Origin of the sequence: Arthrobacter pascens (assembly GCF_030815585.1) — a bacterium.
In the GTDB taxonomy this organism is placed as follows: Bacteria; Actinomycetota; Actinomycetes; order Actinomycetales; family Micrococcaceae; genus Arthrobacter; species Arthrobacter pascens_A.
In genome coordinates this window covers 69,202-90,350 of sequence record NZ_JAUSWY010000001.1, presented here as the reverse complement: position 1 = coordinate 90,350, position 21,149 = coordinate 69,202, and the positions used below count along the sequence as shown (strand labels likewise).

General features: G+C 64.4%; 25 protein-coding genes and 1 riboswitch. Of the genes, 11 read left to right on the top strand and 14 right to left on the bottom strand.

The genetic code is table 11. The features are described 5' to 3' along the window. Positions 1–22: 22 nt before the first annotated feature. Positions 23–1,495 (bottom strand): cardiolipin synthase, encoded by a 1,473-nt coding sequence (cls, locus tag QFZ30_RS00405; protein ID WP_373462877.1) that lies wholly within the window; start codon positions 1,493–1,495, stop codon positions 23–25. 97 nt (positions 1,496–1,592) lie between these two features. On the opposite strand from cls, the gene QFZ30_RS00400 reads away from it, so the two are divergent. Continuing rightward, entirely contained in the window at positions 1,593–2,534 is a 942-nt protein-coding gene (locus QFZ30_RS00400) for an aminodeoxychorismate lyase (RefSeq protein ID WP_307072414.1), read from the top strand. Between the two features lie 28 nt (positions 2,535–2,562). Here QFZ30_RS00400 and QFZ30_RS00395 read toward each other — a convergent pair whose 3' ends face one another. Together QFZ30_RS00395 and QFZ30_RS00390 are read right to left on the bottom strand one after the other, a co-directional pair. Beyond that, positions 2,563–4,470 (bottom strand): transketolase, encoded by a 1,908-nt coding sequence (locus QFZ30_RS00395; RefSeq protein WP_307072411.1) that lies wholly within the window; start codon positions 4,468–4,470, stop codon positions 2,563–2,565. 59 nt (positions 4,471–4,529) lie between these two features. After that, complete coding sequence (locus QFZ30_RS00390) at positions 4,530–5,948, bottom strand: MFS transporter (RefSeq protein WP_307072410.1); 1,419 nt, start codon at positions 5,946–5,948, stop codon at positions 4,530–4,532. A 141-nt stretch (positions 5,949–6,089) separates the two neighbouring features. Here QFZ30_RS00390 and QFZ30_RS00385 point away from each other — a divergent pair, with 141 nt between their 5' ends. Then, positions 6,090–6,605, top strand: a complete 516-nt coding sequence (locus tag QFZ30_RS00385) for a MarR family winged helix-turn-helix transcriptional regulator (RefSeq protein ID WP_307072408.1) — start codon at positions 6,090–6,092, stop codon at positions 6,603–6,605. A 27-nt stretch (positions 6,606–6,632) separates the two neighbouring features. Here QFZ30_RS00385 and QFZ30_RS00380 read toward each other — a convergent pair whose 3' ends face one another. Continuing rightward, a complete protein-coding gene (locus QFZ30_RS00380) occupies positions 6,633–7,037 on the bottom strand; it encodes a (R)-mandelonitrile lyase (protein ID WP_307072406.1) in 405 nt (134 codons plus the stop codon). 45 nt (positions 7,038–7,082) lie between these two features. Then, complete coding sequence (locus tag QFZ30_RS00375) at positions 7,083–7,970, bottom strand: helix-turn-helix transcriptional regulator (RefSeq protein ID WP_307072404.1); 888 nt, start codon at positions 7,968–7,970, stop codon at positions 7,083–7,085. 133 nt (positions 7,971–8,103) lie between these two features. Between QFZ30_RS00375 and QFZ30_RS00370 the strand changes: the two genes are divergently transcribed. The 4 genes from QFZ30_RS00370 to QFZ30_RS00355 all read left to right on the top strand — a co-directional run bounded on the left by QFZ30_RS00370 (position 8,104) and on the right by QFZ30_RS00355 (position 11,756). After that, positions 8,104–9,147: an NAD(P)-dependent alcohol dehydrogenase gene (locus tag QFZ30_RS00370; protein ID WP_307072403.1), complete on the top strand. Its 1,044-nt coding sequence runs from the start codon at positions 8,104–8,106 to the stop codon at positions 9,145–9,147. Between the two features lie 171 nt (positions 9,148–9,318). Continuing rightward, entirely contained in the window at positions 9,319–9,783 is a 465-nt protein-coding gene (locus QFZ30_RS00365) for a pyridoxamine 5'-phosphate oxidase family protein (RefSeq protein ID WP_307072401.1), read from the top strand. A gap of 172 nt (positions 9,784–9,955) precedes the next feature. Then, the gene (locus QFZ30_RS00360) at positions 9,956–10,501 is read left to right on the top strand and encodes a GNAT family N-acetyltransferase (RefSeq protein WP_307072399.1); all 546 of its coding nucleotides are present in this window, start codon (positions 9,956–9,958) and stop codon (positions 10,499–10,501) included. Positions 10,502–10,544: 43 nt separating this feature from the next. Then, positions 10,545–11,756: an acetyl-CoA C-acyltransferase gene (locus tag QFZ30_RS00355; RefSeq protein WP_373462772.1), complete on the top strand. Its 1,212-nt coding sequence runs from the start codon at positions 10,545–10,547 to the stop codon at positions 11,754–11,756. Between the two features lie 35 nt (positions 11,757–11,791). On the opposite strand, the gene QFZ30_RS00350 is transcribed toward QFZ30_RS00355, so the two are convergent. Further along, positions 11,792–12,007: an AsnC family protein gene (locus QFZ30_RS00350; RefSeq protein ID WP_307072397.1), complete on the bottom strand. Its 216-nt coding sequence runs from the start codon at positions 12,005–12,007 to the stop codon at positions 11,792–11,794. 48 nt (positions 12,008–12,055) lie between these two features. Next, positions 12,056–12,562, bottom strand: coding sequence for a hypothetical protein (locus tag QFZ30_RS00345; RefSeq protein ID WP_307072395.1), 507 nt, complete (start codon positions 12,560–12,562; stop codon positions 12,056–12,058). A 115-nt stretch (positions 12,563–12,677) separates the two neighbouring features. Further along, a riboswitch (SAM riboswitch) is annotated at positions 12,678–12,793 on the top strand. 13 nt (positions 12,794–12,806) lie between these two features. Between QFZ30_RS00345 and QFZ30_RS00340 the strand changes: the two genes are divergently transcribed. From QFZ30_RS00340 to QFZ30_RS00330, 3 genes are read left to right on the top strand one after another with little or no spacing between them, the layout of a single operon-like run. Beyond that, positions 12,807–13,064, top strand: a complete 258-nt coding sequence (locus QFZ30_RS00340; protein ID WP_307072393.1) for a DUF1737 domain-containing protein — start codon at positions 12,807–12,809, stop codon at positions 13,062–13,064. Further along, a complete protein-coding gene (locus tag QFZ30_RS00335; protein ID WP_307072391.1) occupies positions 13,061–13,471 on the top strand; it encodes a rhodanese-like domain-containing protein in 411 nt (136 codons plus the stop codon). The genes QFZ30_RS00340 and QFZ30_RS00335 overlap by 4 nt, the downstream gene beginning before the upstream one ends. Further along, entirely contained in the window at positions 13,472–14,680 is a 1,209-nt protein-coding gene (locus QFZ30_RS00330) for an O-succinylhomoserine sulfhydrylase (protein WP_307072390.1), read from the top strand. A 91-nt stretch (positions 14,681–14,771) separates the two neighbouring features. Here QFZ30_RS00330 and QFZ30_RS00325 read toward each other — a convergent pair whose 3' ends face one another. The 6 genes from QFZ30_RS00325 to QFZ30_RS00300 form a co-directional block, all read right to left on the bottom strand. Next, on the bottom strand, positions 14,772–15,077 hold the full coding sequence (locus QFZ30_RS00325; protein ID WP_307072388.1) for a DUF1905 domain-containing protein: 306 nt from the start codon (positions 15,075–15,077) through the stop codon (positions 14,772–14,774). Positions 15,078–15,248: 171 nt separating this feature from the next. After that, a complete protein-coding gene (locus tag QFZ30_RS00320) occupies positions 15,249–16,013 on the bottom strand; it encodes an ABC transporter permease (RefSeq protein WP_307072386.1) in 765 nt (254 codons plus the stop codon). Beyond that, positions 16,010–16,858, bottom strand: coding sequence for an ABC transporter ATP-binding protein (locus tag QFZ30_RS00315; protein ID WP_307072385.1), 849 nt, complete (start codon positions 16,856–16,858; stop codon positions 16,010–16,012). Before QFZ30_RS00315 ends, QFZ30_RS00320 begins: the two co-directional genes overlap by 4 nt. Further along, complete coding sequence (locus tag QFZ30_RS00310) at positions 16,855–17,235, bottom strand: DUF1048 domain-containing protein (protein ID WP_307072383.1); 381 nt, start codon at positions 17,233–17,235, stop codon at positions 16,855–16,857. Before QFZ30_RS00310 ends, QFZ30_RS00315 begins: the two co-directional genes overlap by 4 nt. Before the next feature lie 2 nt (positions 17,236–17,237). After that, positions 17,238–17,588 (bottom strand): PadR family transcriptional regulator, encoded by a 351-nt coding sequence (locus QFZ30_RS00305; RefSeq protein ID WP_307072381.1) that lies wholly within the window; start codon positions 17,586–17,588, stop codon positions 17,238–17,240. A 512-nt stretch (positions 17,589–18,100) separates the two neighbouring features. Next, complete coding sequence (locus QFZ30_RS00300) at positions 18,101–18,508, bottom strand: RidA family protein (RefSeq protein WP_307072379.1); 408 nt, start codon at positions 18,506–18,508, stop codon at positions 18,101–18,103. Positions 18,509–18,713: 205 nt separating this feature from the next. Between QFZ30_RS00300 and QFZ30_RS00295 the strand changes: the two genes are divergently transcribed. Then, positions 18,714–19,211 (top strand): hypothetical protein, encoded by a 498-nt coding sequence (locus QFZ30_RS00295; RefSeq protein ID WP_307072377.1) that lies wholly within the window; start codon positions 18,714–18,716, stop codon positions 19,209–19,211. A gap of 39 nt (positions 19,212–19,250) precedes the next feature. Here QFZ30_RS00295 and QFZ30_RS00290 read toward each other — a convergent pair whose 3' ends face one another. Next, positions 19,251–19,514, bottom strand: a complete 264-nt coding sequence (locus QFZ30_RS00290) for a hypothetical protein (protein WP_307072375.1) — start codon at positions 19,512–19,514, stop codon at positions 19,251–19,253. 878 nt (positions 19,515–20,392) lie between these two features. On the opposite strand from QFZ30_RS00290, the gene QFZ30_RS00285 reads away from it, so the two are divergent. Next, positions 20,393–21,094, top strand: a complete 702-nt coding sequence (locus tag QFZ30_RS00285) for an SMI1/KNR4 family protein (RefSeq protein WP_307072373.1) — start codon at positions 20,393–20,395, stop codon at positions 21,092–21,094. Positions 21,095–21,149: the final 55 nt, after the last annotated feature.

Below are 21,149 nucleotides of genomic sequence, written 5' to 3'. Positions count from 1 at the left end.
AGCAGACAAAAACTCCCAGTGGTTACTGGACCGTCGCTGTCAGCCGGGCAACGTTGTCTACGTACCTGGCCCCTAGCGGCCGCCTGAGCCAGTCCTCAAGCCTGAGCTCGTGCGAGATGTCCCGGTACGTGTTTTCCACTGCTCGCATGTTGTTGACGATGTCAGCACCAAGGAGCATCACGGAGACCTCCATGTTCAATGAGAAGGAGCGCATGTCCATGTTGCTGGAGCCCAGCACGGCCACTTCGTCGTCGATGGTGAAGTGCTTGGCGTGGAGCACAGACGGGGCCTTGTAGAGGTAGATCCGGACTCCGGCCTCCAGCAGCGCCTCGTAGTAGGAGCGCTGGGCGTGATGGACCAGGAACTGGTCCCCCTTTTCAGAGACGAACAGTTCCACGTCCACGCCCCGCTGGGCGGCGGTGGTGATGGCGTAGAGCAGGGAATCGTCGGGAACGAAGTACGGGCTGCAGATGGAGATGCGGTGCTGGGCGGAGTAGATCAGGGTATTGAACAGCCGCAGGTTGTTCTCGGTGATGAACCCGGGACCGCTGGGCACCACCTGTGCCGTGATTTTGCCGCGTTCCGGGTTGGACGGGAGCTGCAGCTGGTGTTCCAGGGATTCATCGGTTTCGCTGAGCCAGTCGGTGGCGAACACAACGTTCAGCGTGGTGACGATCGGCCCGTGCAGGCACGCCATGAGCTCCACCCATTCGCGGCCGGCCTTGCGGTGCTTCGGGTTGTTGTAGGAGGGCTCGATCAGGTTCTGCGAGCCGGTAAAGGCGAGTTCGCCGTCGATCACCATGATCTTGCGGTGGTTGCGCAGGTCGGGACGCCGCCATTGGCCGTGGATGGGCAGCAACGGGAGCATGCGCTTCCACTGGATCTTGCTGGCCCGCAGGCGCTTGAGGAGGTTGCGGTAGCCCCTGACCCGGAGCGTGCCGATGTGGTCGAACAGCACCCGGACTTCCACGCCGCGTTCGGCGGCCTCTTCCAAGGCCGTGAGCAGATCGTCGGTGATGTGGTCCGTGCTCATGATGTAGAACTCGGCGTTGACGAACTTCTTGGCCTTGCGTACTGCCTCGGCCATGGCCAGGATCGAGTCCGGGTAGCCGGGGATGAGGTCCACGGAGTTGCCGTCCACCATGGGAAGGGAGCCCAGCCGCCGGTTCAGTTCCGCGGCGGAAGTCACCCACTCAGGACCGCGGTATTTGCTTTCGACGTCGGCGAGTGAGGAGGTGCCCGCACGCACCCTTTCATTGACCTGCTCCTGCTGCTGGCGGCGGCGGCTGGAGAGTTTGAAGTTGCCGAACAGCAGGAAGAGGACCAGGCCCAGGAACGGCACAAAGAAAATGCCCAACAGCCACGCCATGGCGGTGGTGGGGCGGCGGTTGCCGGGAATGATGCCCACGGCGAGCACCCTGATCACCAGGTCCGCAGCGCTCAGAAGCACCACGAGCCACGTCGGCGAGGTACCCGCCAGCGAAAATGGCCACAACACTCGAAAACCCCCGGATTGCGCACACCCTGCGGACGGTTTCCGGCCAGGGCAATGACCACAGCTTATCCGCGGCGGCCCGGACTAAGCTGGAGCCATGACCTCTCCTGCTTCCGTGGTGCTCGTTTTCCTTGACCCCGCGTTCCCCAACGGCCGGCTGGCCGATGCCTCGCAGCCCCAGCTGATGGCCACGGACCAGGGTGCCACCCGGGGCGACGGCGTGTTCGAATCCATGCTCGCAGTGGGCGGAGCGGTCCGGAAGCTCCAGGCCCACCTGGACCGTCTGGGCGGTTCGGCACTGGCCATGGATTTGGACATCCCTGGGCAGGAGCAGTGGCGGCGGGCCATCGAAACAGGCGTGGCCGAGTACCGGACGCAGCACCCGGCAACCACCCCTGCCGAGGACGAGGTAGTGGTGAAGCTGATCGTCACCCGCGGAACGGAAGGTGCCTCCTCCCCCACCTGCTGGGTGCAGGTTTCCCCGGTGGGCGCTGCCGGGCGGCGGCAGCGCGAGACCGGCATCGACGTGATCCTCCTGGACCGCGGCTACGACAGCGATGCGGCAGAGCGCGCGCCCTGGCTGCTGCTCGGCGCCAAGACACTGTCCTATGCGGTGAACATGGCGGCGCTGCGGCACGCCCACAAACAGGGTGCCGATGACGTGATCTTCACGTCCTCAGACGGCCGAGTCCTCGAAGGCCCCACCTCCACCGTCCTGCTGGCCCACCTGGAAACGTCCGACGACGGCACCGGCGGCACCCGCACGGTGCGCCGGCTCGTCACCCCGCAGCTGGACAGCGGCATCCTCGCCGGAACCTCCCAGGAGGCGCTTTTCAGGGCCGCCGCAGCGGCTGGTTGGGAACTGGGCTACGGTCCGCTGGAACCGCATGACCTGCTGGAGGCCGACGCCGTGTGGCTGATTTCCAGCATCAGGCTGCTGGCGCCGGTCAACCACATCGACGGCAAGGAGATCGGCACCCCGGCCGTCCAGAAGCAGCTGACGGCGGAGCTGAACGAGCTGTTCGCCAGGATTCAGTAGCTTCGCCCGGATTCAATGGGCTGGCGCGTCAGCGGTTGCTGGCCCTGTCCACGGGTTCCCGGACGAGGGCTTCCGCGGCATCGGCGATATGCGCAGCATCGATCCCGGCCCAGGCAAGCAGTTCCGCGCCGGTTCCTGAGCCCGGCATCCCCGTGACGGCAAGCCGCCTGATCGTCAGGGTTCGCGTCCCGGATCCGGTGAGGGCGTCGGTGACGGCGGATCCGAGGCCGCCTTCGGGGTGGTGATCCTCAGCGACGACGATCCGCCCGCTGGTTTCTTCTGCCGCCGTGATGAGGGTGCCGGCATCAATCGGCTTTACGGAATAACAGTCGATGACCCGCGCCCGGATACCCCGCTGCAGCAGGGTATCCGCGGCCTCGAGTGCGGCGTGAAGCGTGACGCCCGCCCCAACCAGGGTCACCTGGTCATCCTGGCTCGATCTAAGGACCTTGCACCCTCCGATCGGAAACAGCTCTCCCGCCCCGTAGAGCACCGGGTAGGCGCCGCGGGTCGTCCGGAGGTAGCTGATCCCTGACCTGTCAGCCATGGCATCCACCAGGGCCACCGTGCTGGTTCCGTCGGAGGGATAGAGCACCGTGGAGCCATGCACGGCGCGCATCATCGCTATGTCTTCCAACGCCATCTGTGAAGGTCCGTCTGCGCCGATCTCGACGCCGACATGAGACCCGACGAGCCGCAGATCGACGCCCGAGACCGCACCCATCCGGATGAAGTCGTGGGCGCGGGTGAGGAACGCCGCGAACGTCGACGCGAAGGCCTTGTAGCCCCGGACGCTCAGGCCGGTGGCTGCGGCGATGAGCTGCTGTTCGGCGATGAACATCTCGAAAAACCGCTCGGGGAAGGCCTTGGCGAACAGGTCTGCATGCGTGGAGTTGCCCACTTCCGCGTCGAGCGCCACAACGCGTGCGTCCCTTGTGCCGACGGCGACCAAGGCCTCGCCGTACGCCTTCCGCGTCGCCACTTCGTCACCGACCTGGTATTTGACGTGGTCCCAGTCCGTGGCGGCAGCGGCGGGCCTGACTGTCGAGACGACCTCCGGCAGCGGTCCACGGATCTTCAGGTGCCGTTCGCCGCCGAGTTCTGCGATTGCTTCGTCTGCCATGTCCTTCGGGAAGGGCTTGCCGTGCCAGTCAGGACTGTCGGCGGCTTTGGAGAACCCCTTAGCCTTGATCGTCCTGGCGAGGATGACCACAGGTTTGCCCTCTCCTGCCTTACGGGCCTGGACCATGGCATCGTCAATCTGCCCCAGATCGTGGCCATCGATCACTATCGCCTGGGCGCCGAAGGCTTCGACTCGACGCGCATAAGCGTCCATGTCCCAGGCCAGTTCAGTCTCGCCGCGCTGACCCAGCCGGTTCACGTCGACGATCGTGATCAGGTTTGTCAGCCCGTAGTATGCGGCTTTGTCGAGCGCCTCCCAGACGGAGCCCTCAGCGAACTCGCTGTCGCCGCAAAGGACCCAGACGCGGTAGGGCGATTTGTCGAGATATTTGCCGGCGAGGGCGACGCCGACGCCGTCGGGCAGACCCTGGCCGAGTGAGCCCGTGGCGACGTCGACCCACGGCAGGACCGGCGTGGGGTGTCCCTGGAGACGCTCGCCGAAGCGGCGGTAGCCCGTCAACAGCTCCTCGTCCGAGACGACTCCGGCCGCCTTGAAGACCGAGTAGGCGAGCGGGCTTGCGTGTCCCTTGGAGTAGATGAGGTGATCGTTCGCGGCGTTGTGCGGGCGGTCCCAGTCGTAGCGCAAGTGCCGCGACATCAGAACGGCCAGGAGATCTGCCGCAGACATGCTTGAGCTCGGGTGCCCGGAGCCGGCACTCGTGCTGGAGCGTACCGAATCGACTCTGAGTTGAGCCGCAAGCTCAGCGGCGGTTGCGAGGTCAGTGGCTGGGAAGGAAGCGGATTCGATGTTCACGGTGCGGTCCTTCATTCTTGGTTGTCGGGTCCCTTGATCTCAGACTTCCACGGGTGGTCTCAGACTTCCACGGGTTGGGCCGTCTGGGGCAGGTGCGTGAACCGTGGCAGGAATTTGGTTCCCACAACGACGAGCAGGATGATGCCGAGCTGGATCCCGACGGCGGCCGCGAATCCGGCAGGTACGCTGAACGGTTCGAGGGAAAGGTACAAGGTCCCGAGCGTTGCCACCCCGAGTGCGAGCCCGGCCTGCTGCAGCGTGATGAGGACGCCACTTCCGACTCCGCCCAGATGGACGGGAACGTCCGTGAGCACCACCCGAAACAGCCCGGCGAAAAGGATTGACTGCCCGGCACCCGCGAGGAGGAGGGGAATTCCGAGCAGGATGAGATTCACGTCGGGCCACGACAGGACCACCGTCGCAATGACGCCGGCAAGCCCCAACGCCTGCGCAATCCCGCCGGCGGCGAGCGCACCGCGGCCGAAACGATTGATAACGCGGTGGCTCACGACGGAGCCTAGGAAGAACATCACAGCCATCGGCAAGATGGCGAGTCCGCTGGTGAGCGGGTCGGCGTGCAGGCCGTTTTGCACCATCAGCGCGAACACGAACATGAATGCTCCGAAGCCGATGCTGAAGGCGGCGATCATGACCAAGCCCCGCGACATGGAGGGGAGCCTGAGCAGTGATGGTGGCAGAAGCGGCACCTGGCCCTTGGCTTCCAGCCGCCGTTCATAGATGACCGTCGCTGCGCCGAGGACCACCGCGCCACCAAGGAGTGCCAGCGTCCAGGCTGGCCAGCCCAGCGAGTGACCTTCACTGAGCGGGACGAGCAACGCAACAAGCGTCCCCGCGAAGAGAAATGTGCCCGTCACGTCCATGCCGATGGGATGCGGTGATCGGGTAGCGGGGATGACCAGGCGTGAGAGAACAAGCACCACGAGCCCCAGTGGAACGTTGATGAGGAAAATGGGCCGCCATGAGAGACCCGCAATGTCCAGGCTCACCAGCAGCCCGCCGGCAAGTTGGCCTACGACCGCCGCGATGCCTGCCGTCGCCCCGTAGAGTGCGAGTACCCGTGCTTTTCGCTCGCCCTCAAGGGCTGCGTGTGCAGTGGCGAGGACCTGCGGAACCAGCAGGGCGGCAGCTACACCCTGCACCAAGCGGGCAGCGATGAGGACATCCATGGTCGGCGCGAGACCGCAGGCCAGGGACGTAATGACGAAGCCCGCGGCACCGATGCGGAAGAGCCGCTCACGACCGAAGCGGTCACCCAGCCGTCCGCCCAGAACCAGGATGGCCGCGTAGGCGACTCCGTAGATGGCGACGACGAGTTCCAAGGACGCAGGCGTCGCACCCAACGAGGCATCAATCGTCGGAAGGGCGACATTGACGATGAAAAAGTCAGCTATCGGCAAGAAGGCACCCAACAGCAAAACAAAGGCTCCGAACCCATGGAGTCCACCCGTGCGGGCCATCGCCCTGGGTGAAAGTCGAGCCTGCCCGGGTGGCCAGAGACGCGTTCATCTTCACTCCCTTGCATATATGTATTGAACAATTATGCATACTGAACAGTTATGCCGCTAGACCTGTTGCGCCAAGTCGTCTACTGTGGCGATGTGGGCGACAACAATGACAGCCAAGAGGCGCAGCAGGAGGGTGACCGGTGGGCCGACCTGGCCGACCTGATCCTCACCATCTCCCGGGAGATCCAGATCCGGGGGTACACCGACGCAGAGGCGCACTCGCTGACCACGTCGGAGGCTGCAGTCATGCGCCACCTCCAGCAAGAGCCTTCTACGAGCATGACCGGCCTGATCAACGCCACGGGGCTGCTCCGGACGAACCTGTCGACTGTCCTCAAAAGCCTGGACGGGAAGGGGCTCATCGAGCGCCGTGTCCGGGCGGAGAACCGGCGGGAAATCACTGTGCACCGCACACAGCGGGGCCAGCGGAACTACGAGGTCGTCAGGCGCGAGTGGAGCAAGCTCATATCGCGCGCCGCGCCCCTCGACGACGGTGCGCTCGGCGAGGCCCTAGACTTGCTGTCCGGCATCAGGGACAGCCTCATTGCAGAGCGCGCCAGAGCATTGGACAGCAGTGCGTTCGACGCCGACGCGAAGCGAGCGGGCTAACCTACACGGCACCCGCAGGGATGGGCCCTATTTCTTCGGGTATTCGGCCTCAGTGAGGTGGTCAGCCCATGCGGTTTCTCGACCTCCCTGCCCGTCGCCCAGCGCTTCCCACATGGCCAGGTGGCTCATGAAATGATCCGGGGCCGCACCATGCCAGTGCAGCTCGCCGGGAGGCGTGTAGATGGTGTCGCCAGGGCTGACTTCAATGATTTCACCACCGCGGGACTGCACCAGGCCGCGGCCTTCGGTCACGTGCAGCGTCTGGCCGTTGGCGTGTGAGTGCCAGGCCGTGTGGGCGCCCGGGGCGAACCTGACCATATTCACTCGCAGCTGCGAGGGCTCCTCGCCCTTGGCGATAACGTCGAACCACACCTCACCGGTGAACATCTCGGCCGGTCCCTTGTTGCTGGGCGTCTTGGGTTGGATTTCCAAAGGTTCTCCTGCTTTTGAATGAGTGGTATCGGGCGTGATGCAGCGTCACGCCTCTTTTCGTGAAGCTGCCGCCCCGTGCTTTTCAGCTTGGTCAATCGTCGCTGCCCAGCTCCCCAAGAGCCGCAGCGCGTCCTCCGAAGGGGAGCCGGGTTCCGCGCTATAGACCAGCAGCGAAAGCCCGGGGTCGGCAGAAAGGTCCATCGCCTCAAACATCAGGTGGACATCGCCCACCACGGGGTGATGGAAGTGCTTGAGCCCGGTGTAGTGGAGGCGTACGTTATGCGACGCCCACCGGGTACGGAATTCTTCGCTGCGCGTCGAGAGCTCGCCCACCAGGTCTGACAGGGCCCGGTCGTAGGGGTCGCGCCCGGATTCGGTGCGCAGGATTGCCACCGTGTCGCTGGCCGCTCGGTTCCAGTCCGGGTAGAAGTCCACCGCATGCGGGTTCAGGAAGATGAACCGGGCATGGTTCACCGGACGCACCGGATCCAGGTACATCTCGGAGTAGAGGGCGCGGCCCAGGCGGTTCGCACCTACCACGTCGAGGCGCCCGTTGCGCACGAATGCCGGGGCCCCGGTGATCGCATCCAGGGTGAACTGCACGCTGGGGCGGATCCGTTGCTGCCGGGGGCGGCGGGGCCGCGCCGGAGTGCCGGCGGCCCGGGCCAGATCGAACAGGTGGGCACGCTCGGCCTCATCAAGCTGGAGTGCCCGGGCAAGTGCCTCAAGCACGGTTTCGGAAACCCCGCCCAGGTTTCCCCGCTCCAAGCGGATGTAGTAATCAATGCTGACCCCCGCAAGCAACGCGACTTCCTCCCGGCGAAGGCCGGGCACCCGCCGGTTCCCGCCGTAGGCCGGCAGGCCCGCCCGCTCCGGGCTGATCGCGGCACGCCGCGACCCAAGGAACTGGCGAATCTCATGACGGTTGTCCACCCCTCAACGCTACGGCCCTTCCAGCCCCCGTGGGAGGTCCTGTCAATACCTGTATCAGCAGGACCTTCCGCGGGGTTATCGGATACGGTTTGCTGGATAAGCACCCCAAAGCCTCGCCAACCACTGGAGAAGTATGTTCACCGCTAATGCTTACGCTGCCCCGTCCGCCACAGGGGACCTCGTTCCCACTACCATCGAGCGCCGCGACGTCGGCCCCCATGACGTGCTGATCGAGATCAGGTTCGCCGGCATCTGCCACTCAGACATCCACACCGTCCGCGGCGACTGGGGTCCGCAACAGTACCCCCTCGCGCCCGGCCACGAAATCGCCGGCATCGTCACCGAGGTCGGCCCCGCGGTCACCAAGCACGCCGTGGGCGACCGTGTCGGCGTCGGCTGCATGGTCAACTCCTGCCGGGAATGCGTCAATTGCCTCAAAGGCGAAGAGCAGTACTGCCTCAACGGAATGACCGGAACCTACGGCGCCCTGGACCGCGACGGGACCGTCACCCAGGGCGGCTACTCCACCCACGTCGTCGTGAACGAAGACTTCGTCGTCCGGATCCCGGAGGGAATTGACCTCGACGTCGCCGCGCCGCTGCTGTGCGCGGGCATCACCACCTACTCCCCCCTGCGTCACTGGGGTGCCGGCCCCGGAAAGAAAGTCGCCGTCGTCGGCCTCGGAGGACTCGGGCACATGGCAGTCAAGCTGGCCCACGCCATGGGCGCCGAGGTCACCGTCCTGTCGCAGTCGCTCAAGAAGCAGGAAGACGGCCTCCGCCTCGGTGCCGACCACTACCACGCCACCAGCGACGCCGGCACTTTCGAGACGCTGGCCGGCAGCTTCGATCTGATCATCAACACCGTCAGTGCAGCGATCGACATCAGCTCCTATCTGCAGCTGTTGACTCTGGACGGCGCCCTGGTGAATGTGGGTGCCCCCGCTGAACCGCTCCCGGTGAACGTCTTCTCGCTCATCATGGGGCGCCGGTCGTTCGCCGGGTCCGCCATCGGCGGCATCCGCGAAACCCAGGAAATGCTGGACTTCTGCGCCGAACACAACCTCGGCGCCGAGATCGAGGTCATCCCCGCCAGCAAGATCAACGACGCGTACGAGCGCGTCCTGGCCTCCGACGTCCGCTACCGCTTCGTCATCGACACGTCGACGCTGAACTGAGTACCGGCTGTCCGGCCAGCCCCTGTGGTTGTCATCGCAGGGCCGGCCGGCCCAGCCAAGGCCCGGCAGTCGCGGCCAGGAACGCAGATTCCTAGTGATTTGAAGACCAGCTTTGGATCAGGAACGCAAATACGCTTCTAGTGCCGAACCTGCAGCCGTAAGGTGAGGTCCATGAACTCCACTGAGAAGCCTGATGACAAGCTGACGTTTGACGAATGCTGGGAACTGCTGGCTGACGATGCCCTGGGGCGGATCGCGGTGGTGGTGGACGGTCATCCGGAGATCTTTCCCGTGAACTATGTCCTGCACCGCCGGAACATAGTGTTTCGGACCGCGGGCGGCACCAAGCTCTGGGGTGCAGTGACGGAGCGACCGGCGGCCCTTGAGATCGACGGCTACGATCCCCGCACGGAAATGGCATGGAGCGTTGTGGTGCGCGGTGACACCGCGGTTATCCAGGACCAGGAGGAAAAGGACGCCGTGGACGACCTCAACCTGGAGCCGTGGCAGCCCGGGGCAAAGGACCACTATGTGCAATTGACGGCGCACGCCCTGACTGGACGCCGTTTCAAGGTCGCCAAGCCGGACATCTGGAACACCAGGCTGTCCGACCGCAGGCGCGCCTCCTTCGAGTAGCCGCAGAAGGCCCAGGATCCGAACTGGTGATCCGCCAGTCTGCCTGACGTCCCGCCGCCGGAGTTAACATGAAATCACCGGATACTGCACCATCCACGAAAGGCCGCTATGCCGGGATGCAAGAGCTACACCGTGGAAGAGGCTGACCACGGCCGGACCGCGGTCTAGTGGCGTGCGCGATAATAAGCCCGCACCCCTGGGCAACGGCATTTGCGTGCGGCTGCTCCAGCGGGGCGATGCCGCCCTTCTGAGCGAGGCCTACATCCGGAACCGTGAACACTTGGCGCCGTGGGAGCCGACCCGGGACGAGGAGTTCTTCACGCCCTCGCACCAGTTGAACGTCATCCACAGCAAACTCGCCCAGCATGCAGTGAGGCAGGAGATCCCCTGGGTTCTGTTGAACGGCGAACGCATCATCGGCGCAATCACCCTGACCGGCATTGTCCGCGGTCCGTTCCTCAGCGCCAATCTGGGGTACTGGGTGGACCGGGACTTCAGCGGCCAGGGAATCGGCTCGGCCGCAGTGACATTCGCCGTTGACCATGCCCGTACAGACCTGGGCCTCCACAGGGTCCAGGCAGCCACCCTGGTCCACAACGGAGCGTCACGGACAGTCCTCCGCCGGGCCGGGTTCCAGGAAATCGGGATGGCGCCGCAATACCTGAAAATCGCAGGCACCTGGGCGGACCATCTGCTCCACCAGCTCATCCTGCACTAGCCACCAGACCCTCTTGGAATAATCCCACCGGAAGGCACCCATCATGAGCACCGACGCCATGAACAACGACGCCCTTACCGCCGTCATCCTCGGCGGTGCCCGCACTCCCTTCGGACGCTTTCGCGGCAGCCTCGCCCCGCTGACTTCCAGCGAACTTGGCGCCCACGCCATCCGCAATGCACTGGAACGCGCGGGGGTGGGGCCGGAACAGGTCCAGGCTGTCATCGTGGGCCAGGTCATCCAGGCGGGGGCCGGGCAGGGACCTGCCCGCCAGGCCAGCCTCGCCGCGGGCATCGGCTGGGACGTCCCCACCGTGACCATCAATAAGCTCTGCCTCTCCGGACTCACAGCAGTGATAGATGCTGCCCGGATGATCCGCGCAGGCGAAGCGGACTTCATTGTGGCCGCGGGCCAGGAGTCCATGAGCAACGCCCCGCACCTGCTCCAGCGGCTGCGCCACGGCCTGGCCATGGGAGATGCCCCATTGGTGGATTCGCTGAATCACGACGCCCTGCAGGATCCCGTTTCAGGTGTGCTCCAGGGCGCGGCAACCGATGCGGGGAACGCCGAGCGCCGGATCAGCCGGGCGGACCAGGACGAGGTAGCCGCGAGATCCCACCAGCGCGCGGACGCCGCGCGGGCGGAAGGTCGGCTGGCTGAAGAGATTGCGCCTGTCGGGATTCCGCAGCGCCGGGGCCCGTCGCTGACAGTGGATTCCGATGAGGGCATCAGGCCAGGCACGACGCCGGAAACACTGGCGGCACTCAAGCCCGCCTTCTCCACGGCAGAGTCAGCCACCATCACCGCGGGGTCCGCGTCTCCCCTTTCGGACGGCGCGGCCGCCGTCGTGGTTGCCAGCAAAGCGGCCGCCGAGCGGGCCGGACTCAGCTGGATTGCCGAGATCCGCAGCCACGGGCAGACGGCGGGTCCGGACGGTTCGCTGCACTCCCAGCCGTCACGGGCCATCGAACGGGCCCTGGCAACGGAGGGAATGGCCGTGGCGGACCTGGACCTCATCGAGATCAACGAGGCGTTCGCGTCCGTGATCATCCAGTCGGCCAAGGATCTGGGAATCCCGGCGGAGAAGATCAACGCCGACGGCGGCGCAATCGCCCTCGGCCACCCGGTGGGCGCCTCGGGGGCCCGCCTGGTGCTGCACCAGGCCCTGGCGCTCAAACGGCGCGGCGGAGGCACCGGCGTTGTTGCCCTCTGCGGCGGCGGAGGACAGGGCGAAGCGCTCATCCTCAAAGCCTGAATCTGCGGTGACTGCGGAACGGTCCCGCAGTGCGGCTACTGCTTTCCGTACTTCCGATGGACCGCTTGCTTGCTGATGCCCAGGCAAAGGGCAATCGCTTCCCAGGAGAGGCCTGCCTGCCGCGCGTTCCGGACCAGGGCCGCTTCCGCCCGCCCTACTTCCTTGTGCAGCTCCGCAACGGCGTAGAGCGCCTCGGCAGGTCCCTTGCCGTCCATTGATCCAACGAGAGTCTTCATTCGATCCACCTCCATGCGTCAACATTAGTTGACGACGTCCCGGCCGTCAATATTAGTTGACAATCACGTCCCCGGCCCGGCCAGGACTGTGAGCGGAACCAGCCGGAGGGCGCAGGACACGCGGTCCAGGCCAAGGCCGCCGGGGGCGGCCCGGTTGTTGACACCGGTGTCATCGCACCAGTCCACGCCGTACGGAACAGCGCTAACGCCGCCCTCACCAGCAGCCGCGGACTGCGGAACGGTAAACACGAAGGTGAAGGCGCCGTCGTCGGTCATGGGAGCGAGCTCCTCCAAAACGCTCACCCCGGCGGCGTCGGTGACCGTCACTAGAACCCGGGCGGCCGGGCCGTAGCGCGCGTCGCAGGTCGTGTCCGGAGCACTGACCGTGACTTTCTCGCCCGGCTTCGCGGCGGAAGGCGAGACGGAATACTCAGGCGGCATACACGGCGGCGGGGCAAAGATGTCCCTGCCACAGCCGCAGACCGCCAGGAGCAGTGTGGCCGCAACTACGGCGGCGGCCCCGGCACCTACGCAACCCGACGGTGATGCCCTCCACCAAAGTTTCCCCATGCCCCATGGTCCCACCGGGTCCATCCGGTTGTCGCCATCCAACAGAATGCGTTGGTTACGGAACATGACGACGGCGGCAGTGCGGCTCGGTAGGCCAAGTGTTACGTTTTTGGGGAGTAATGAGAACTGGCGCCAAGCCCTGACTGGCCGTTCGGCAACCCTCCATTTCGCGGCGGGGTGCCTCAGGTGAATACTCGGCATATCGACCCATTCGAGCTGCAAGCGTGAGAGAAGGAGAGCCGTAGTGTCCGAAGCACCTGGCCCCGAAGAAAAACTGTCCTACCGACTGGTCACAGGGCCGGATGACCGCTCGTTCTGTGAACGCATATCCACCGCCCTGGCCGAAGGCTACGTGCTGCACGGCAGCCCGGCGGCAACGTTCAACGGCAGCAGCGTGATCGTGGCGCAGGCCCTGATCCTCCCGGCAGCGATCGCCACTGCGGATGCCGCCGTCGCCACGGCCGTTGAAGACCTCGATTTTGACGGCGAGGGCCACGCATGAGCTACGCCGGAGACCTCACCCCGCAGGAAGCCTGGGCCAAGCTGGAGCAGGGCGCCATCCTGGTGGACGTCCGCACCGAAGGCGAATGGGCGCACATCGGCATCCCGGACACCAAAGCAACGGACAACGATCCCCTCTTCATCCAGTGGACGTTTCCCGGCGGCATCCCCAACCCCGATTTCATCCGCGACCTGACGCAGCAGGCACCGGAGGACTCAGGCGCCGAACTGGTCTTCCTGTGCCGCTCAGGCCAGCGCTCCATCTCGGCCGCCATCGCCGCGACCCAGGCGGGTTTCACGTCCTACAACGTCCTGGAGGGCTTTGAAGGCGAGCCGGACCGGTACGGCGAGCGCACCGTGAACGGCTGGAAGAACCGCGGCCTGCCTACGAATCTGGGAAAGAACTAAGTGACCTTCAACGAAGATGCTGCCGGCTGGAGCCCTGAAACCCAGGCAGTCCGCGGCGGGCTGGACCGCACCAACTTCCAGGAAACCACCGAACCGGTCTTCCTGAACTCGGGGTTTGTCTACGAATCAGCTGCCGCTGCGGAGCGGGCCTTCACCGGCGAGGACGAACGGTTTGTCTACAGCCGCTACGGCAACCCCTCCGTGGCCACGTTCCAGGAACGGCTCCGGCTCCTGGAAGGAACCGAGGCGTGCTTTGCCACGGCGTCCGGAATGTCCGCCGTCTTCACCGCCTTGGGTGCCCTGCTGGCAGCCGGCGACCGGGTGGTGGCCGCCCGCTCGCTGTTCGGCTCCTGCTTTGTGATCCTGAACGAGATCCTGCCGCGCTGGGGCGTAGAAACAGTCTTTGTGGACGGACCGGACCTTGAGCAGTGGCGTTCCGCTTTGGCGGAACCCACCACCGCAGTGTTCTTTGAATCGCCGTCCAACCCCATGCAGGAAATCGTGGACATCGCCGCGGTGAGCGAACTGGCTCACGCGGCCGGGGCGACTGTCGTCGTCGACAATGTCTTTGCCACTCCGCTGCTGCAGCGCTGCGGCCAGCTGGGCGCGGACGTCATTGTGTACTCGGGCACCAAGCACATCGATGGCCAGGGCCGTGTCCTGGGCGGAGCGATCATGGGCACGAAGGAATTCATCGACGGCCCGGTCAAGCAGCTGATGCGCCACACGGGTCCGTCACTCTCCGCGTTCAACGCCTGGGTGTTGACCAAGGGCCTGGAAACCATGGCCCTGCGCGTCAACCATTCCTCCGCGTCCGCGCTGCGGCTCGCCGAGTGGCTCGAACAGCAGCCGGCGGTCAGCTGGGTCAAGTACCCGCTGCTGGCGTCCCACCCGCAGTACGAGCTCGCGGCGAAGCAGATGAAGGCCGGCGGCACCGTGCTCACCTTCGAGCTGGCGACGGCGGGCGGCCGCTCGGGCAAGGATGCCGCCTTTGCACTGCTGGATGCGTTGCGGATCATCGACATCTCCAACAACCTGGGCGATGCCAAGTCCCTCATCACCCACCCGGCCACCACCACCCACCGCGCCATGGGACCTGAGGGCCGCGCGGCTATCGGCCTGAGCGACGGCGTCGTCCGGCTGTCCGTGGGCCTTGAGGACGCGGACGACTTGATCGGGGACCTGGAGCAGGCGCTCAAGCAGATCTGACCGGCGCGAACAGTGGGCGCGAACTGGCAGATAATGCCCCGTTTCATGCGTTTTTTGGGCATTATCTGCCCGTTCGCGCCCGGCTACATGCCTAATCCCCGCGCTGAATGTCGAGCTGCACGGCCACTTCGTCCCCTGTGCTGATGCGCGCCGCAGTCCTGATGGCCTTCTTGACCGGCAGAAGGTACGAACCGCTCCTACTGTCAGGAAAGATGGACGTCTGCCAGGACTGGCCGGAGACCTCCGCCGTCACTTTCACCGATCCGAACCCCTTCCGAAACGCGGCGGTTTCCTCCCGGATGTCCTCGGAAACGTCCACCGGCAGAGTGACGAAATGCCAGCCGGACTGGTCCGGATACTGCCACAGCCTGGCCAGGAATGAATACGACGTCGTCACGGGCTGAGTATGGCATGCCACGTTGCCGGACGCATCCTTAGGCGCAGATCGGAGCGGGCCGGCGTTCGTCCACTCGAACAAGGGTGTCATGACGAATGCCGTCCGCATCCCCGTGGGGCAAACGGGCGGCATACGCCGCGCGGCGCGTGCGTCCGCGAGCAGCGCTCGGCCTCAGCTGATCTTTCGACGGTAGATGGCGATCGCGAAGGAGTAGCCGACGACGAGTAAGCCGACGAGCCAGGCGAGGGCGATCCAGATGTCACCGCCCACGGGTTCCTGGGCGAACAGGGCCCGGACGGTGTTCACGATGGAGGTCACGGGCTGGTTCTCGGCGAACCACGCGACCGGGCCGGGCATCGAGTCGGTGGGCGCGAATGCTGAGCTGATGAACGGCAGGAAGATCAGCGGGTAGGCGAACGCGCTCGCCCCGTCGACGGTCTTCGCCGAGAGTCCGGCGATCACGGCGAGCCAGGTCAGGGCGAGGGTGAACAGGACCAGGACGCCGGCGACCGCGAGCCAGGCGGCCACGGAAGCTCCGGTGCGGAACCCCATGATCAGCGCGACGCCGATGACGATCGCGACCGAGACCAGGTTCGCGGCCAGCGAGGTGAGCACGTGGGCCCAGAGCACGCTCGACCTCGCGATCGGCATGGACTGAAAGCGGTCGAAGATGCCGCCCTGCAAGTCCAGGAACAGCCGGTACGCGGTGTACGCAATGCCGGACGCGATGGTGATGAGCAGGATGCCGGGGAGCATGTAGTTGACGTACGACTCGTCGGATCCTGTGTTGATCGCACCTCCGAACACGTACACGAACAGCAGCATGATCGCGATCGGGGTGACCGCGGTGGTGATGATCGTGTCTGGGCTGCGGAGGATGTGGCGCAGCGAGCGGCCGGTGAGGACGCCGGTGTCGCCGAGGACGTGGGTGGTCATCGGGGTTCCTTTCCTGCCGGGACCGTGCCGTCTATGCGGCGGTCGGCGGCGGTGTCGGTCTCGCCGGCGTCTGTCTCGCCGGCGTCACCCACGAGGGCGAGGAAGACGTCCTCGAGGGAAGGCTGCTTCTCGACGTATTCGACCTTGGCGGGCGGGAGGAGTTGCTTGAGTTCGGCGAGGGTGCCGTTCTGGATGATCGTGCCCCTGTGCAGAATCGCGATCCGGTCGGCGAGCTGCTCGGCCTCGTCGAGGTACTGCGTGGTGAGCAGCGCCGTCGTGCCCTGGCCGGCGAGTCGCTTGACGGTCTGCCATACCTCGATGCGCGCCTGGGGGTCGAGTCCGGTGGTGGGTTCGTCCAGGAAAATGATCGGCGGGTTCCCGATCAGGCTCATCGCGATGTCGAGTCGGCGGCGCATGCCGCCCGAGTACGTCGATGCCTTGCGGCTCCCTGCTTCGGTGAGCGAGAAGCGATCGAGCAGGTCGTCGGCGATCGCACCCGGGTTCTTCAGGTGACGCAGCTTGGCGATCAGCACGAGGTTCTCCCGGCCACTGAGCACTTCATCGACCGCGGCGAACTGACCGGTCAGGCTGATCGACTCGCGCACATCACCGGGCTTCGCGCCGACGTCGAAGCCGTGCACCGTGGCGGTGCCCGCGTCGGCCTTGAGCAGCGTCGACAGGATCCGCACCAGCGTGGTCTTGCCCGCCCCGTTCGAGCCGAGCAACGCGAAGATGCTCCCCGCCTTCACATCGAAGTCGACGCCCCGCAGCACGTGCAGGTCCTTGAACGACTTCTCGATGCCCCGCACCCGGATCGCGGGTTCGAGGGCCTGGTCGGTGGTCATGCGCCTGCCCCCTTTCCATTGTCGCCGGCGGCGGCGTCGATCGCCTTCGTGAGGCGCTCCCGCTCCTTGTCGATCCACTGCTTGCCGGAGTAGGCCTGCGCAAAGGTCTCGGCGAACTCCACAGGGTCGTCGCCGACGATCGCGCGCACCGGCGTTCCATCGATGGCGGCCCGCTCCCACAGGTCGGCCAAGTCGCCGAACATCGTCATGAGCGTGTCGCCGTCGGTGATGCCCCCGTAGTACATGAAGTACCGGTGCATGGCCTTCGCCGCTGTTGCGTACGGTTCGGGGAGGCCATCAATGCGGGCCTTGTCCTGCTTGTACTGCTTCTTCTGCTCGAGCGACCCGGTGAGGGTCTCGATCCACTTTGCGGCCATGGTTACTCTCCTGCTTCCTGCGAGTTTTCGATGTTCTGGTGGAGCTGTTCGATCCGTTCTGCGAGGAAACTCCATGTCCTCCAGAACTCTTCGAGGTCCTCGCCGCCCAGTGCGTTCAGCGTGTAAACCTTGCGCGGCGGACCCTTCTCTGACGGGACCTTCTCGACGTCGACGAGGCCGCGTTGTTCGATTCTGACCAGCAGGGCATAAACGGTGCCCTCGGCGATGTCGGAGAAGCCCTGGTCGCGCAGCCGGGCCGTGATCTCATAGCCGTACGCCGGCCGCACGGCCAGAATCGCGAGAACGATGCCCTCGAGGGTGCCCTTGAGCATCTCGGTCATCTGCTTGCCCATGGGATCCCCCCTTCAACTATTCAGTGTTACTACCTACCGGTACATAGTAACCATGAGTACCGGTAGATAGCAACACTGAATAGCGAGCGCGCAAGGGGAGGAGTCTCTGGTTCTCCACGCCGAGCTAGAAGTCGAGCAAATGAGCACAGCCTCGCCGCCATGTGATCGGGCTACCGATCGCTTGTACCGCCGCCTCATCTACACGAACACACCGCGGCTGTCCCGCCACTGACCAGCTCGTTGCCGCGATGGGCGACAACCCACTTGTAACTGCCGCTCTACTCCGCAGCAGTGCATAGGCGCCCGCGGTTGGAACGGCGGAACCACGGAGCAATCGACTCCACCCTGTCGATGGCAGCGTTGCCATGGCGAGCAGGCTGGACGAGACAGCGCCCAGCAGTGTTAACGTTAACCGGGCAAATCGCGGGATCGCTGCGCGCGCGGCCGTCCGCCGGGATCCTGGCGTGGTTCGGCGTCGGTCACCTCGAACCCGGCCTGGCGGCAACGCTGCTTCAATCGATGACGGCGGCGATTGCTTCGATCTCCACTAGCTGGCCGTCATAGCCGAGCACGGTGACTCCCATCAACGTGCTCGGAACATCGTGGTCGCCGAAGGCCGCGCGGACCACATCCCAGGCCGTCACTAGATCAGCCCGGTCTGTCGACGCCACAAGGACCCGAGTGGAGATCACGTCCTCAATGCAAGCGCCGGCGGCTTCCAGGGCAAGGTGCATGTTTTCGACAGCCTTCGCAGCCTGTGCTGCGTAGTCGCCAACGCCTGCGGTCGTTCCGTCCTCATTCAGGGGGCACGAACCCGCCAGGAAAATAAAGCGCGCGCCGTTGGGGGTTGTCGCGGCGTACGCGTACTGCGCGACGTCGCTGGGGGCGTTCGAGCGGACGAGGGTCACAGCACGCGACATTGTTCCCTTTGTTGGAAATGAGGACTGACCGATTCCCACCGCAAGAACCCTAGGAACCCTCTACGGGACGGGGTATGAAAAAACCGGTCTTGCTCGCATGCGACCTGTCCTGAAGGCAGGCGGTTCGGCAGGGGCGCCGTCAGATCTGCCATTGTTCTTCTAGTCCAGAACCCTGCTTCACAGATGACTGAAGGACGGAATCAGAGTGAACGAAAAACTTGATCAGCGAATGGTAGAACTGCTCATGCGCCTCACGGAACGAAGTGATTACAGCGAGATCCACGGGCACGCATCAGGCGACAGACGGATGAAGGAGTACGAGGCGCAAGTAACGGGAAATCGCGACACGGGCCGTTGGCGCATTGAATCTACGGACGGCCTGACCGAATTTGCTCCCGAGAATTCGCAAATCACTTACAGCAACACGGCTCCAGCAACCGTGTACGCACTGACTCATCAAGTTCAGACTGAGGTTGGACTCCTCTTCCCCTTGCGCCTTCCCGTGTGGGGGCGACGGCGCGATACGTGGGAGCCAATCATGGTCGAAGACAATGGAGCGGGAGAGCACATCGTCTATCTTCGAGGCATGTTTGACCGAAGCATGTCCGCGTCAGTCGTGTTAGATACCAAGTACTCCGTGGCAAGACTCTTGATCACCCCTCATGAGGGGCACGCACTTCGCGATTACAAACCAGCCTCTTGACCGTTGGGTTGGGTTGCTTCCCCCCGCAAGAGCAACCTTCTACGGGACGTCATTGGCGTCGCCGCCGATCAGCCAGGCGAGTCCTCGTCGTCCACGTTCGTCGGTTGAAACCAGTGCAAGGGAGTACATGCGGTCGACTGCCTTATCCTCCGCCCAAGTTCTGGCTTCAGAGAATGTTGCATCCGCTATATCGAAGGTGCTCACCGAATGGGCTTCCCCGTGCCCCGCAAAAATGTACACACGGAAAGTGTTTCGGTGTCGTTCCCATTGGTTGTCCCGTTCGTCCGACTCTTCGACGTGCATGAAGGCGATCCTACGTGTGGGGGCAATAAGACGGCCTTCACGTGCCAGGTCAACCCCCGATAGGCATAACGCCCCCGAACTCCACTTTGACGGGGCAGCCGACTGCGTCCGAATACTTGCGCTCCAGACTGGTAACGTCCGATATAGCCTTAAGGGACTCGTCCAAAGTAACCCGCAGATGTGACCCATCTGGCGCTACTGCAACGATGTTAACTGCTGGGTCCGTGGTTAGCAGCTCGCTCCCATACTCACGAAGCTGTCCAGGCGAACACGAGCTTGTCTGGACTGAAATCTGAATCTTGGAGAAGCGGTCCAACAAGTCACGTAGCCTTGAGTCGACTGGGCCGTGCCAATGAACGACGATTCGCTTCCCCTCAAGAACTTCGACTGAGGCCAACCGATCATCCCCCGCCAGCTCCCGGCTCAATTCGCTGGCCGCATGGGAAATGGTGATATCCGCAGGGGAAGCCTCGGGACCGACGGATGAACTAGAAGGCGGGAGCTCTTGCGTCGTCAAACGCGGAGACGGCCGGGCAGCTCCATCTCCTGGGATCTCCGGCCCCGCCCCGGCACAGGACGTAGCGAAAAGTCCGAGACTCATCAGAGCGATGCTTAGCCGCCTCATCGACTCTGATCCTGTATCTGACGCGGTCATGCCTCATACTATTGACCCGTCCTGGATAGGGCTATGACTGACCGCCCTGATGTGCCCGTATCAGTAACCTTTACCGGAGGACCAATTGGCGTCCGACGCGTAAGACCCGAATCCGCAAGAACCCTCGCTCAAGCCCGACTTCTCTCCGCCCCCGACTCGAGGAAGGTATTGATGCTTGGCCTCGCTCGTGTCCATTGAGGGCAAAGGCGCGTAGATTCACCCCATGCGAACACAGGAACTCTGGACCGACATCGTTAGGTGGCTGAGCATCAACGCCCCCGTGACGGCCAAAACCATTCGGGCACCGGCACCGGAGCCCCTGATTCGCTCATTTGAACAGGCCGCACCGAATGGTTGGCCGAGCGATCTGTCGACCCTGTATCGTATTTTCGACGGTACGGAACTGTCAACGGCGGGGGATATTCTCCCGAGGTATCGCCCGCTTCCCCTGGAGGAAGCTGAGAAAGTGCGACGAATGATGCTTAGCATCATGGCGGAGGTCGGGGCGGAAGCAAATGCCGAATTCGAGCGGAGAATAAGTTCCCCAATCTACCGCAACCTTCGGGCGGTCGGTGAGGCCCACAGCAGCGTTCCTGTGCCCGAACCCCATAAACCCTATGACCCAGCAGATGCTGAAGCTGATGAGGCCGGTACCCGCGCCTGGATCTTCATCTCCTCGTTCCTGCCGATCGCAGACAATGGCGCCGGCGACTTCCTGTTCGTCGATCTCAGGGCCGGGCGGCAGCATGGCTGCGTCAGTGAGTGGTTCAAGGACGATGCCGATTGGCGCCCCGCCGTCTGGTCATCCGTTGAAGAACTCCTGGATGAGACGCTGACCAGCCTGCGAACAGGACGACCAGTATTCTTCTCCAGGCCCTCGGTGACAGACGGCAGTCTGCATTGGGAATACGTCCGGGAATCGTGACCAGTAAACAAGGGAGCCCCTGAACGCCTGTCCCACGACCGTGCACCCAGATCTC

Excerpts from the sequence above, each read along its gene's own strand:
- QFZ30_RS00400 (WP_307072414.1), top strand. The coding sequence starts at position 1,593 with ATGACCTCTCCTGCTTCCGTGGTGCTCGTTTTCCTTGACCCCGCGTTC.
- QFZ30_RS00390 (WP_307072410.1), bottom strand. The coding sequence starts at position 5,948 with ATGGCCCGCACGGGTGGACTCCATGGGTTCGGAGCCTTTGTTTTGCTG.
- QFZ30_RS00370 (WP_307072403.1), top strand. The coding sequence starts at position 8,104 with ATGTTCACCGCTAATGCTTACGCTGCCCCGTCCGCCACAGGGGACCTC.
- QFZ30_RS00365 (WP_307072401.1), top strand. The coding sequence starts at position 9,319 with ATGAACTCCACTGAGAAGCCTGATGACAAGCTGACGTTTGACGAATGC.
- QFZ30_RS00355 (WP_373462772.1), top strand. The coding sequence starts at position 10,545 with ATGAGCACCGACGCCATGAACAACGACGCCCTTACCGCCGTCATCCTC.
- QFZ30_RS00350 (WP_307072397.1), bottom strand. The coding sequence starts at position 12,007 with ATGGAGGTGGATCGAATGAAGACTCTCGTTGGATCAATGGACGGCAAG.
- QFZ30_RS00345 (WP_307072395.1), bottom strand. The coding sequence starts at position 12,562 with ATGGGGAAACTTTGGTGGAGGGCATCACCGTCGGGTTGCGTAGGTGCC.
- QFZ30_RS00335 (WP_307072391.1), top strand. The coding sequence starts at position 13,061 with ATGAGCTACGCCGGAGACCTCACCCCGCAGGAAGCCTGGGCCAAGCTG.
- QFZ30_RS00320 (WP_307072386.1), bottom strand. The coding sequence starts at position 16,013 with ATGACCACCCACGTCCTCGGCGACACCGGCGTCCTCACCGGCCGCTCG.
- QFZ30_RS00315 (WP_307072385.1), bottom strand. The coding sequence starts at position 16,858 with ATGACCACCGACCAGGCCCTCGAACCCGCGATCCGGGTGCGGGGCATC.
- QFZ30_RS00310 (WP_307072383.1), bottom strand. The coding sequence starts at position 17,235 with ATGGCCGCAAAGTGGATCGAGACCCTCACCGGGTCGCTCGAGCAGAAG.
- QFZ30_RS00305 (WP_307072381.1), bottom strand. The coding sequence starts at position 17,588 with ATGGGCAAGCAGATGACCGAGATGCTCAAGGGCACCCTCGAGGGCATC.
- QFZ30_RS00300 (WP_307072379.1), bottom strand. The coding sequence starts at position 18,508 with ATGTCGCGTGCTGTGACCCTCGTCCGCTCGAACGCCCCCAGCGACGTC.
- QFZ30_RS00290 (WP_307072375.1), bottom strand. The coding sequence starts at position 19,514 with ATGCACGTCGAAGAGTCGGACGAACGGGACAACCAATGGGAACGACAC.
- QFZ30_RS00285 (WP_307072373.1), top strand. The coding sequence starts at position 20,393 with ATGCGAACACAGGAACTCTGGACCGACATCGTTAGGTGGCTGAGCATC.